The sequence below is a fragment of the Amycolatopsis sp. NPDC004772 genome (genome assembly GCF_053601215.1).
The window spans coordinates 23,635-35,977 of sequence record NZ_JBSGBK010000085.1; the positions used below are offsets into that span (position 1 = coordinate 23,635).

Genomic DNA, 12,343 nt, shown 5'->3' on the forward strand with positions numbered 1-12,343 from the left:
CCGGAGGCGGTCGATGCCACCCGATTGCCGGATTCACACGAAAGATTAAGTTGAGCGTGAAACAGTTTCCGACCGGAAACAAAGGGGCTCTCCTCGGGCGTCCACCGACGGGCGGGGAAATGCGCGCCGGTAATCGCCCGGGGTCACGCCGACCTGCTCGAGGAAGTGGTGCCGCAGGTTGTTCGCGGTGCCGAGGCCGCTCAGCGCCGCGACCTTCTCCATCGAGAGCCCGGTCGATTCCAGGAGCGTCTGCGCGCGGGCCAGGCGCTGGTCGAGCAGCCACTGCAGCGGCGTCGTCCGGGTGGCGCCGCGGCTCGCGGCCACGCCCGCGAAGGCGATTGCGGCCAGTCCGCTCGTCGTCGCCTGCGTGCTCGACTATGCCGTGCTGCGGGCGGTGCTCGGCGCGGAGTCGTTGGGCGGCAGAGATTTCGTGAACCTGACGTCCGGTTCGCCGGAACAGGCCGAGGAAGCGGCCGGGTGGTTCGGCGCGCCGGCTACCTCGACGGCGCGATCATGCCCACGCCTCAGCCGAGGGTGGTGGTTGCCGCCAACAGCTCGTCCAGCGCTTCGCGGACCAGCTCGGTGAACTCCCGTTCGCTGTCCGGGGCGACCCAGCGGGCGAAGCCCGTCGAAAAGGCGAGGCCGCCGATCTCCGCGGCGAGGCCGGCCGTGGGGTCCGGGACTCCGCGGGCTCGCAGGGCGTCGGCCATTGCGGCCCTCAACGTCGCCAGCTTCAGCAGCTCGCGCTCGCGCAGGTCGGTGTGGCCGGCGACCACCGCCCGGACCTGGCGGGCTCGGGCCCGCCGCTGCGGTCCCATGGCGGCCGCCGCTGCGGTCAGTGCCGTCGCCACCGCCTCTGCCGGGCTGGCCGACGCAGGCGCGTCCGCGATTGCTTCGGCGAAGATCCGGCTCAGCACGTCCTGGCCCGCGAAGAGCACTTCGCGCTTGTCGCTGAAGTGGCGGAAGAAGGTCCGCTTCGTCAGCCCGGCCCGCTCTGCGATCTCGGCGACCGTCACGCTGTCGTATCCGCGCTCGCCGAACAGGTCGAGCGCGGCGTCGAGCAGGCGCTCGCGCGTGTTCGGCTCCCAGCGGCTCATGCCCCCAGCCTAGGCGATGACACCTGGTGTCATCGCGGTGCTATGGTGATGACACCAGGTGTCATCACGAACGGGAGAAACTCATGCGTGTGTTCGTCACCGGCGCGTCCGGCTGGATCGGCCGGGCCCTCGTGCCCGAACTCCTCGACGCGGGCCACGAGGTCGTCGGGCTGGCCAGGTCGGACGGCTCGGCCGGCGTCGTCGCGGCCATGGGCGCCGACGTCCTCCGCGGCGACCTCACCGACCTCGGAACGCTCAAAAAAGGCGCGAAGGGCGCCGACGGCGTCGTCCACCTGGCCTTCGGGCATGATTTCGCCCGGATCGAGGACTCGATCGAGACCGACGCCCGCGCCGTCGAGGCCATGAGCGCCGTCCTGGCCGGCAAGCCCTTCGTCGCCGCCTCGGGGACGCCGATGGTGCCCGGGCGTGCGGCGACCGAGCGGGACGACTCCGTCTTCGCGGGTCCGGTGTCCGGTCGGGGAGACGTCGCCAGGGCCGTCCTGAAGACCACCGAGCAGGGCGTCCGCGCGTCGCTGGTCCGGCTGCCGCGTTCGGTCCACGGCGAAGGCGATGCCCACGGCCTCATCGCCCGCCTCGTCGCTCTCGGGCGCGAGAAGGGCATCGCGGCTTACGTCGGCGACGGGACGCAGCGCTGGCCCGCGGTGCACGTCCTGGACGCCGCCCACCTGTTCCGGCTGGCGCTGGAGCAGGCTCCCGCCGGTGCCGTGCTGCACGCGGTCGGCGACGAAGGCGTGCGGATCCGGGACGTCGCCGAGGTGGTCGGCCGCCGCACCGGGCTGCCGGTCACGTCCGTGACCGCCGAAGAGCTCGGCTTCCTCGGGGGCCTGCTGGCGCTCGACCAGCCGGCTTCCTCCGCGGCGACCCAGGAGTCGCTCGGCTGGCGGCCCACGCAGCCGGGGCTGCTGGACGACCTCGAAAAGGGTTACTACGACTGAGAAGTGGGACAGCGCCGACGGAGGTGGCGACGATGACACCTCCGCCGGCGCCGGGTCTTACGCGATCGGCCGGTCCGTCGGCGCGATCGGGCGGGGCAGGACGTCGCGACCGGTCAGGTAGCTGTCGACGCCGGCCGCGGCGCTGCGGCCCTCCGCGATCGCCCAGACGATCAGGGACTGGCCGCGGCCCATGTCGCCGGCCACGAACACGTTGTCCAGGCTCGTCTTGAACGCCTTGTCGCGCGCCACGTTGCCGCGCGCGTCCAGCTCGACACCCAGGTCCTCGAGCAGGCCCTGCTTCTGCGGCCCGAGGAAGCCCATCGCCAGCAGGACGAGCTGCGCGGGCAGCTCGCGTTCCGTGCCCGGCACCGGGACGAACTTGCCGCCCTCGTTGCGGACCTCGACCAGCTTCAGCGCACGCACGCGGCCATCGGAGTCACCCAGGAATTCCTGCGTGTTCACCGCGTAGAGCCGTTCGCCGCCCTCTTCGTGCGCCGAGGACACCCGGTAGATCATCGGGTACGTCGGCCACGGGTGCGCGTCCGAACGCGCCTCCGGCGGCTTCGGCATGATCTCCAGCTGCGTCACCGAACGCGCGCCCTGGCGGTGCGACGTCCCGACGCAGTCCGCGCCGGTGTCGCCGCCGCCGATGACCACGACGTCCAGGCCCGCGGCGGAGTACGGCGACTCCGCAAGCTCGCCCGAAGCGACCCGGTTGGCCGGCGGCAGGAACTCCATCGCCTGGTGGATGCCGGCCAGCTCGCGGCCGAGGATCGGCAGGTCGCGCCAGTCGGTCGCGCCACCGGCCAGCACCACGGCGTCGTAGGAAGAAGTGAGCTCCGACGCCGTGATGTCCACGCCGGCGTTCACCGACGTCCGGAACTCCGTGCCCTCGGCGCGCATCTGGTCGAGCCGCCGGTCGAGCCGGGACTTCTCCATCTTGAACTCGGGGATGCCGTAGCGCAGCAGCCCGCCGATCTTGTCGGCCCGCTCGAGGACCACGACGCTGTGGCCCGCGCGCGTGAGCTGCTGCGCCGCGGCAAGTCCCGACGGGCCCGACCCGACGACCGCGACCCTCTTGCCCGTCTTCGCGGTCGGCGGCTGCGGCGTCACCCAGCCTTCGTCGAAGGCCCGGTCGATGATCGAGATCTCGACGCGCTTGATCGTCACCGGGTCGTCGTTGATCCCGAGCACGCACGCCGTTTCGCAGGGTGCCGGGCACAGCGTCCCGGTGAACTCCGGGAAGTTGTTCGTCGCGTGCAGCCGTTCGATCGCCTGCTGCCAGTCCTCGCGCCAGGTCAGCGTGTTCCACTCGGGGATGAGGTTCCCGAGCGGGCAGCCCTGGTGGCAGAACGGGATGCCGCAGTCCATGCACCGGCCGGCCTGCTTCTGCAGCTTCGTGGTGGCGAAGTCCTCGTAGACCTCTCGCCAGTCCATCAGCCGCAGGTCGACCGGACGCCGCTTCGGCTCTTCGCGGGTGGTGGTCAGAAAGCCCTTGGGGTCAGCCATGTGCGGCCTCCATGATCGCCTCGTTCACGTCGCGCCCGTCGCGTTCGGCCTGCACCTGGGCGGCGAGCACGCGCTTGTAGTCCTTCGGCATGACCTTCCCGAAGCGGTCGACGCCCGCGTCCCAGTCGGCCAGCAGTTCCCGCGCGACCGCGGATTCTGTTTCGTCGTAGTGCTTCTCCAGCGTTTCCCGCAGGAAGTCCGCGTCCTCGGAGTCGAGCGGGTCGAGGTCGACCATCTCCGGGTTGACGCGGTGCGCGGGCAGGTCCAGCACGTAGGCGATGCCGCCGGACATGCCGGCCGCGAAGTTGCGCCCGATCGGGCCGAGCACGACCATCCGGCCGCCGGTCATGTACTCGCCGCCGTGGTCGCCGACGCCCTCGACGACGGCCAGCGCGCCCGAGTTGCGCACGCAGAACCGCTCGCCGACCTTGCCGCGGATGAAGATCTCGCCGCTCGTGGCGCCGTAGGCGATGACGTTGCCGGCGATGATCTGCTCTTCGGCGACGTACTGCGCTTCCCGCGGCGGCCGCACGATCAGCCGTCCGCCGGAGAGCCCCTTGCCGACGTAGTCGTTGCCGTCGCCGTAGAGCCGCAGCGTGATGCCCTTGGGCACGAACGCGCCGAACGACTGGCCGGCCGTCCCGGTGAAGGTGACGTCGATGGTGTCGTCCGGCAGGCCTTCGCCGCCCCACCGCTTGGTCAGCTCGGACCCGAGCATGGTGCCGACGGTCCGGTTGACGTTGCGGACCGGCAGCTCCAGCCGCACCTTGTCCCCGGAGTTCAACGCACCCTCGGCGAGCTGGATCAGCGTGTTGTCGAGGGCCTTCTCCAGGCCGTGGTCCTGCAGCGTCTGCTGCAGCCGCAGGCCGGCCGGGGCCATGTCGGGCACGTGGAAGATCGGCGACAGGTCGAGCCCGGCCGCCTTCCAGTGCTCGATCGCCTTGCGCTTGTCGAGGAACTCGGCGTGCCCGACGGCTTCGGCGATCGACCGGAACCCGAGCTCCGCCAGGTACTCGCGCACTTCCTGGGCGATGAACTCGAAGAAGTTGACGACGTACTCGGCCTTGCCGCTGAACTTCTCGCGCAGCTTCGGGTTCTGCGTCGCGACCCCGACGGGACACGTGTCGAGGTGGCAGACGCGCATCATGATGCAGCCGGACACCACCAGCGGCGCGGTCGCGAAGCCGAACTCCTCGGCGCCGAGCAGCGCCGCGACGATGACGTCCCGGCCGGTCTTGAGCTGGCCGTCGGTCTGCACGACGATCCGGTCGCGCAGCCGGTTGGCCAGCAGCGTCTGCTGCGTCTCGGCCAGGCCGAGCTCCCACGGGCCGCCGGCGTGCTTGATCGACGACAGCGGCGACGCGCCCGTCCCGCCGTCGTGACCCGAGATGAGCACGACGTCCGCGTGCGCCTTGGAGACGCCCGCCGCGACCGTGCCGACGCCGACCTCGGACACGAGCTTCACGTGGATGCGCGCGTTCGGGTTGGCGTTCTTGAGGTCGTGGATGAGCTGCGCCAGGTCCTCGATCGAGTAGATGTCGTGGTGCGGCGGCGGCGAAATCAGGCCGACGCCCGGCGTCGAGAACCGCGTCTTCGCGATCCACGGGTACACCTTCGCGCCGGGCAGCTGCCCGCCCTCGCCGGGCTTCGCGCCCTGCGCCATTTTGATCTGGATGTCGTCGGCGTTGACGAGGTACTCGCTCGTGACGCCGAAGCGCCCCGAAGCGACCTGCTTGACCGCGGAGCGCCGCTCCGGGTCGTACAGCCGCTCGGCGTCCTCGCCGCCCTCACCGGTGTTGGACTTGCCGCCGAGGCGGTTCATCGCGATGGCGAGGGTCTGGTGCATCTCCATCGAGATCGAGCCGTACGAAATCGCGCCGGTGGCGAACCGCTTGACGATCTCCGAAACCGGCTCGACCTCCTCGATCGGCACCGGCGCCCGCTTGCCGTACTTGAAGTCGAACAGCCCGCGCAGCGTCAGCAGCTTCTCGGCCTGGTCGTCGACGGCCTTCGTGTACTCCTTGAAGATCTCGTACTTCCCGGACCGCGTGGAGTGCTGGAGCTTGAACACCGTCTGCGGGTTGAACAGGTGCGGCTCGCCTTCGCGCCGCCACTGGTAGTCCGCGCCGGTCTCCAGCTCGCGGTGGGCGGCCCGGACGCCGTCGGCCGGGAACGCGTACTCGTGCCGCTTCGCGACCTCGTCGGCGAGGGTCTCGAAGCCGACGCCGCCGAGGCTGGACGTCGTGCCGGTGAAGCAGTTCTCGATGACCTCTTCGCCGAGCCCGATGGCTTCGAAGATCTGCGCGCCGGTGTAGGACGCGACGGTCGAAACGCCCATCTTGGACATCGTCTTGCGGACGCCCTTGCCGAGCGCCTTGATCAGGTTCTGCGTCGCCTGCTTCGGCGTCACGCCGGGGATCAGGCCGCGGTGGGCCATCTCCTCGACGGTCGCCATCGCCAGGTACGGGTTCACCGCGGCGACGCCGTATCCGATGAGCAGCGCGATGTGGTGCACCTCGCGCGCGTCGCCGGCCTCGACGATGAGGCCGACCTGGGTGCGCGTCTTCTCGCGGACGAGGTGGTGGTGCACCGCGCCGGTCAGCAGCAGCGAGGGGATCGGCGCGTGGTGCTCGTCGACACCGCGGTCGGACAGCACGATCAGCCGGGCGCCGTCCTCGATCGCCTCCGACACCTCGGCGCGGATCTCGTCGAGGCGCTTGACCAGCGCGTCGCCGCCGCCGTGCACGTTGTACCGGCCGAGCACGGTGACCGCCTGGAACTCCGGCAGGTCACCGTCGTCGTTGACGTGCACCAGCTTGGCGAACTGGTCGTTGTCGAGCACCGGGAACGGCAGCACGATCCGGCGGCAGCTGGCCGCGTCGCCCTCCAGGAGGTTCGGCTCGGCGCCGATCTGGGTGCCGAGCGCGGTGACGAGCTCCTCGCGGATGGCGTCCAGCGGCGGGTTCGTCACCTGGGCGAACAGCTGGATGAAGTAGTCGAAGATCAGCCGCGGCCGGCTGGACAGCGTCGCGATCGGCGAGTCGTTGCCCATCGAGCCGATCGGCTCCGCGCCGGTGCGGGCCATCGGCTCGAGGATGGCTTCGAGCTCTTCCTCGGTGTAGCCGAACGCCTGCTGGCGGCGCACGAGCGCGGCGTGCAGCGGGACCTCGCGGTCGCGCTCGGGCAGGTCTTCGAGGTGCACGAGCCCGGCGTCGACCCACTCGTCGTACGGGTGCGCGGTGGCCAGTTCGGTCTTGACCTCTTCGTCCTCGATGATCCGGCCTTCGACGGTGTCCACGAGGAACATCCGGCCGGGCTCGAGCCGTCCCTTCCGGACGATCGTCGCCGGGTCGATGTCGAGCACGCCGACCTCGGAGGCGAGCACGACGAGGCCGTCGTCGGTCACCCAGTACCGGCCGGGGCGCAGGCCGTTGCGGTCCAGGACCGCGCCGATCTGGCTGCCGTCGGTGAAGGCGACCAGCGCCGGGCCGTCCCACGGTTCCATCAGCGTCGAGTGGAACTCGTAGAACGCGCGCCGCGCGGGGTCCATTTCCTGGTGGTTCTCCCACGCCTCCGGGATCATCATCAGGACGGCGTGGGGCAGCGAGCGGCCACCGAGGTGGAGCAGCTCCAGGACCTCGTCGAAGCTCGCCGAGTCGCTGGCGCCGCGGGTGATCACCGGGTAGACGCGCTTGAGGTCGCCCGGGATCAGGTCGGTTTCCAGTAGCGCCTCGCGGGCGTCCATCCAGTTGCGGTTGCCGCGCAACGTGTTGATCTCGCCGTTGTGCGCCACGTACCGGTACGGGTGGGCCAGCGGCCACGACGGGAACGTGTTGGTGGAGAACCGGGAGTGCACCAGGCCGATGGCGCTGGTGACGCGCTCGTCGGTGAGGTCGGCGAAGAACCGCTCGACCTGCGGCTCGGTGAGCATTCCTTTGTAGACGATCGTGCGCGAGGACAGCGACGGGAAGTACACGTCGTCCTCGACGAGCTCGTGCTCGGCGCGCTTGCGGACGCAGAACGCGCTGCGCTCGATGTGCAGCGGGTCCGAATGCTCCGGTTTCGGGCGGCGCGCGGCGAGGAACAGCTGCGTGAAGTGCGGCATGGTTTCGGCCGCGGTCGGCCCGCAGTGCTCGGTGTGCACCGGCAGCTCGCGCCAGCCGAGGACGCGCATGTCCTCCTCGGCGGCGATCCGCTCGATGGTCGTCATGGCCCGGCCGCGGCGCTTTTCGTCCTGCGGCAGGAAAGCCGTGCCGACCGCGTAGGTGCCCGGCTCGGGGAGCTCGAAGTCCACGACCGCGCGGTAGAACTCGTCCGGGATCTGGATCAGCAGGCCGGCGCCGTCGCCGGTGTCCGGTTCGGCGCCACGAGCCCCGCGGTGTTCCAGGTTGCGCAACGCGACCAGGGCCTTGGCGACGATCGCATGATCTCGGCGCCCGGTCAGGTCGGCGACGAAGGCGACACCGCAGGCGTCGTGTTCGTAGTCGCTCCGGTAGAGGCCCTTGGCCTCGGCGTTGCTGAGCTGCTCCCCGGACGGGGGCAGGGAACTGGCACGGTGGGTCACGGCTGGCCGCCTCCCAAGGCGTTGGCGCGACCGGTACTCACTCCATCGGGTGGTTCGAGCTGAACCGGTTAACGAAGTGGTCCGGGACCGCGATGGTCAGTCGAGAACAGTTGCTGTTGTCGAGGTGCTGGATGACGCGAGGAACCGGCCGAGCGCCGATGCTCGGAAACCGGCCGCGATCATCTGGGAGGCCGCACAACGCTGGGCAGCCGAACATGTCGGGTGCTGCGAGCGCGCACAGGCCGGCCACTGTGGTGGGGGCCGTCCGGAGCGCGCGGTGTTACTCCCGGGTTCGCCGGGTCTTATGACGATAGTGTGAATTCGCTGTTATCGACATACGTCGTTGCGCCCGGGTGGGAAATGCCACGCATGCGTTGACGTCCCCCGGGGTAGTCCCATATGTCGGGCCGGGTCTCCCGTAGAGCGGGCTATAATGCCGCTGACCTGCGGAAACGTCCGTCCGAAGTGGCCGGGGGCGGCTGGTGGAACCCCTGGTCAAGGTGGGAAGCTGGGTGCATGGCGGCTTGGCTCGATGACTGATCGTTATCTCTCCGTGGCTCGGGACGGCGTCCACGAGATCGAGATCAAGCGCTCCCGGTTCCTCTGCGCGCTCGCTCCGGTGACGTCGGAAGAGGCCGCACGCGAGTTCATCGCGGCCCGCCGCCGCGCGGATCCGGGGGCGCGACACCACTGCCACGCCTTCGTTTTGGGGCCGGATGGGCGAACCCGGCGGTCCAGTGACGACGGTGAGCCGGCGGGCACGGCGGGTACGCCGATGCTGGAAGTGCTGCGCCGCCGGGAGCTGACCGACACGGTCGCCGTGGTGACGCGGTACTTCGGGGGAGTCCTGCTGGGGGCGGGAGGGTTGATCCGCGCGTACGGTCAGTCCGTTTCGGACGCTGTGGAAGTTGTTGGTGTACTAGAACACCGGCGTCTCAGTCTGGTCGAAGTGGCGGTGCGCTACGACCGCGCGGGCCGGCTGGAGAACGACCTGCGCGCGTCGCCGTACCTTCTCCACGCGACCCGCTTCGACGACCTGGCCCGCTTCGAGATCGGCCTGGCGCCGGGGGAGGGTGACGCGTTCGCGGGCTGGCTGGCGGACCTGACGAACGGCGAAGCGGCGACGACCCCGCTCGGCGACCACTGGGTGACCTCCCGGTCCTAGCGCCGGGCCGGGGTGGTCCACCGGGGCTGCGTGGTCCGGTCGCGAAACCGCTTGGCGCGCAACGAACTTTCGGTGCTTCCGTGCACAGACCCTTCCGTGGCACCATGTCGTGCCACCGAGTTCCGGTACCACTTCGACCCCCTGGACGTTGCCGGCGCGGCTCACCCCGTGCTGACAACGTTGTCACCACCCGTTCTGCTTGCCCGACAACGTTGTCGCCCGGCGGGAATGCGTGCGACAAGGAGAGGAAGGGTCATGTCCAGACCATTGGCCGGCCGGGCGCGCGCGGCCGCGCTCGCCGCGGTGCTCCTCGGCGCGGGGCTGGCCGCGCCACCAGCCGGCGCCGCGACGCTCGCCCTCACCCAGTACGTGAATCCCTTCATCGGCACCGACAACAGCAACTCGCCCAACCCGGTGCCCGGGGGTGCCGGCGGCAGCACCTACCCCGGCGCCGTCGTGCCGTTCGGCATGGTGCAGTTCAGCCCGGACACCCCGACCGCGTCGCCGTCGGGGTACCGCTACAGCGACACGAGCATCGAAGAATTCAGTCTCACCCACTTCAACGGCGCCGGCTGCGCCAACAACGAAGACCTCGGCCTGCTGCCGATCACCGGCGCGATCGGGACGTCGCCGGGCACCGGGTGGACCGGGTACGCGGGCCGCTACACCAAGGCCAGCGAGTCGGCCGCGCCCGGCTACTACAAGAACAAGCTCGACAACTACAACACCACCGTCGAACTGTCCGCCACCCAGCGGTCCGGCTTCATGAAGCTGACCTACCCCAACACGACGTCCGCGCGGCTGCTCGTCAACACCAGCCGCAGCGCCACCGGCAGCCGCGGCGGGTCGATCGCCATCAACGGCAGCCAGCTCACCGGTTCGGTGACCGGCGGCGGGTTCTGCGGTTCGTCGAAGACGTACCAGATCTTCTACGTCATCCAGTTCGACCGCGCGCCCAGCGGGTTCGGCACCTGGCTCGGCGGCACCGTGAACGCCGGTTCCGCGAGCACCAGCGGCACGAACTCCGGCGGCTACGTCACCTTCGACACGTCGAGCAACACGACCGTGCAGGCGAAGATCGGCATCTCGTTCGTCAGCCTCGCCAACGCGCAGGCGAACCTGGCCGCCGAAAGCCCCGGCTTCGACTTCGCCGGGATCCGCAGTTCGGCCGACACGAACTGGAACACCGTCCTCAACCGCGTCCAGGTGACCGGCGGGGCGACCGCGGACCTGCAGAAGTTCTACACCGCGCTGTACCACGTCTTCCAGAACCCGAACATCGCCAGCGACACGAACGGCCAGTACCGCGGGTTCGACCAGGCGGTGCACACCGCGTCCCACACCGTCTACCAGAACTACTCCGGCTGGGACATCTACCGGTCGTGGGCCGCGCTGATCGGGCTCGTCGCGCCCAATGAAGCGAGCGACATCGCGAAGTCGATGGTGCTGGACGGCCAGCAGGGCGGGTTGCTGCCCAAGTGGTCGCACAACAGCAACGAGCACTTCGTGATGACCGGTGACCCCGGCCCGATCATCGTCGGCAGCATGTACGCCTTCGGGGTCCGCGGCTTCGACACCGCGGCCGCGTTGACGCTGATGGACAAGAGCGCCAGTGGCGGCACCACGCAGGGACAGGCGATCCGCGGCCGGGAAAGCGGCTACCTGAGCCGGCACTACGTCTACGAGGACCCGTCGGACTCGCTCGAGTACTCGGCGTCGGACTTCGCCGTGGCGCAGTTCGCGAAGGCCGTCGGTGACACCACGAAGTACAACACCTACATGCAGCGCGCCCAGTGGTGGCAGAACGTGTTCGGCCCTGACTCCGGCTACATCCAGCCGCGCGGCAGCACGGGCACCTGGGCGTGGCCGGTCGTGCCGTCGAGCAACAGCGGCTACACCGAGGGCAACCCGTCGCAGTACACCTGGATGGTGCCCTACAACTACCAGGCCCTGATCAACCTGATGGGCGGCCGCCAGACCGCCGTCCAGCGGCTGGACCACCACTTCACCCAGCTCAACGGCGGGCTCACCCAGCCGTACTTCTACATCGGCAACGAGCCCGAGCACGGCGTGCCGTGGGCGTACAATTACGCCGCTCACCCGCAGGGCACCAGCTCGGCGGTGCGGCGGGTGATGAACGAGTCGTTCACCACCGGCCCGGGCGGCCTGCCCGGCAACGACGACCTCGGCGCCACCTCGGCGTGGTACGTCTTCGCCGCGCTGGGGATGTACCCGGCCACGCCGGGCGCGGACGTCCTGGCCCTGCACGGCCCGCTCTTCCCGGCGGCGTCGATCATCCGGCCGTCCGGGACCATCCAGATCACTGGGAGTGGTGCGGGCCAGGGCGCCCAGTACGTGCAGAGCGTGAGCGTAAACGGCGTCTCGACGACGAAGTCGTGGATCCGCTACGGCGACATCGCGGGCGCGGCCACGCTGGGTTACACGATGGGTTCGTCGCCGAGCGCCTGGGGTACGGGTACCGCGGATGTCCCGCCGTCGTACAACGACGGGTTCACACCGCCGCCCGCCGCGCCGGAGCTCGGGACGAACCTGGCACTGGGCAAGGCGGCGACGGGCTCCGCCACCTGCAATTCGGCCGAGACTGCCGCCAAGGCCGTCGACGGCAGCCTGGCGAACAACAGCAAGTTCTGCACCACGGCCGCGACGAAGTACCTGCAGGTCGACCTCGGTTCGGCGCAGAACGTGTCGGCGTTCGTGGTCAAGCACGCCGGCCTCGGCGGGGAGACCACCGGCTGGAACACCGGCGCGTTCACGATCCAGACGTCGGCCGACGGCTCGTCGTGGACGACGGTCGCCTCCGTCACCGGTTCGCGGGCGAGCCGCACGTATCACCCGATCGCGACCCGGTCGGCGCGGTACGTGAAGCTGAACGTCACCACCCCGGCCAACGACGGCAACGGCGCGGCCCGGATCTACGAGTTCGAGGTCTACCGCTGACGCGTCGTGAGTGGCAAGGCGGGTGGGTAAACACCCCTCCCCAAAACAAACACCCGCAGACCGGCACACACACCAACTGGTATCCAAACAAAAA

General features: G+C 69.8%; 7 protein-coding genes. 3 read left to right on the forward strand and 4 right to left on the reverse strand.

Going from position 1 to position 12,343, the window contains the following annotated elements; translation table 11 throughout:
• Positions 1-45: 45 nt before the first annotated feature.
• Together ACWEF6_RS34870 and ACWEF6_RS34875 are read right to left on the reverse strand one after the other, a co-directional pair.
• A complete protein-coding gene (locus tag ACWEF6_RS34870) occupies positions 46-324 on the reverse strand; it encodes a helix-turn-helix domain-containing protein (protein ID WP_449686825.1) in 279 nt (92 codons plus the stop codon).
• 200 nt (positions 325-524) lie between these two features.
• Positions 525-1,097 (reverse strand): helix-turn-helix domain-containing protein, encoded by a 573-nt coding sequence (locus tag ACWEF6_RS34875; RefSeq protein WP_449686826.1) that lies wholly within the window; start codon positions 1,095-1,097, stop codon positions 525-527.
• Between the two features lie 83 nt (positions 1,098-1,180).
• On the opposite strand from ACWEF6_RS34875, the gene ACWEF6_RS34880 reads away from it, so the two are divergent.
• Complete coding sequence (locus tag ACWEF6_RS34880; protein WP_449686827.1) at positions 1,181-2,053, forward strand: SDR family oxidoreductase; 873 nt, start codon at positions 1,181-1,183, stop codon at positions 2,051-2,053.
• Between the two features lie 57 nt (positions 2,054-2,110).
• Here the strand turns inward: ACWEF6_RS34880 and ACWEF6_RS34885 are convergent, their stop codons facing one another.
• Together ACWEF6_RS34885 and gltB are read right to left on the reverse strand one after the other, a co-directional pair.
• Positions 2,111-3,562, reverse strand: coding sequence for a glutamate synthase subunit beta (locus ACWEF6_RS34885; RefSeq protein WP_449686828.1), 1,452 nt, complete (start codon positions 3,560-3,562; stop codon positions 2,111-2,113).
• Positions 3,555-8,126, reverse strand: a complete 4,572-nt coding sequence (gene gltB / locus ACWEF6_RS34890; RefSeq protein WP_449686829.1) for a glutamate synthase large subunit — start codon at positions 8,124-8,126, stop codon at positions 3,555-3,557. Before gltB ends, ACWEF6_RS34885 begins: the two co-directional genes overlap by 8 nt.
• Positions 8,127-8,658: 532 nt before the next feature.
• On the opposite strand from gltB, the gene ACWEF6_RS34895 reads away from it, so the two are divergent.
• Together ACWEF6_RS34895 and ACWEF6_RS34900 are read left to right on the forward strand one after the other, a co-directional pair.
• The gene (locus ACWEF6_RS34895; RefSeq protein ID WP_449686830.1) at positions 8,659-9,291 is read left to right on the forward strand and encodes a YigZ family protein; all 633 of its coding nucleotides are present in this window, start codon (positions 8,659-8,661) and stop codon (positions 9,289-9,291) included.
• A gap of 255 nt (positions 9,292-9,546) precedes the next feature.
• Positions 9,547-12,249, forward strand: coding sequence for a GH92 family glycosyl hydrolase (locus ACWEF6_RS34900; RefSeq protein WP_449686831.1), 2,703 nt, complete (start codon positions 9,547-9,549; stop codon positions 12,247-12,249).
• The last annotated feature ends 94 nt before the right edge of the window (positions 12,250-12,343 follow it).

What these genes read in the sequence shown, in the direction of transcription:
- ACWEF6_RS34875 (WP_449686826.1), bottom strand. Translation starts at nt 1,097, where the DNA reads ATGAGCCGCTGGGAGCCGAACACGCGCGAGCGCCTGCTCGACGCCGCG.
- ACWEF6_RS34880 (WP_449686827.1), top strand. Translation starts at nt 1,181, where the DNA reads ATGCGTGTGTTCGTCACCGGCGCGTCCGGCTGGATCGGCCGGGCCCTC.
- ACWEF6_RS34885 (WP_449686828.1), bottom strand. Translation starts at nt 3,562, where the DNA reads ATGGCTGACCCCAAGGGCTTTCTGACCACCACCCGCGAAGAGCCGAAG.
- ACWEF6_RS34895 (WP_449686830.1), top strand. Translation starts at nt 8,659, where the DNA reads ATGACTGATCGTTATCTCTCCGTGGCTCGGGACGGCGTCCACGAGATC.
- ACWEF6_RS34900 (WP_449686831.1), top strand. Translation starts at nt 9,547, where the DNA reads ATGTCCAGACCATTGGCCGGCCGGGCGCGCGCGGCCGCGCTCGCCGCG.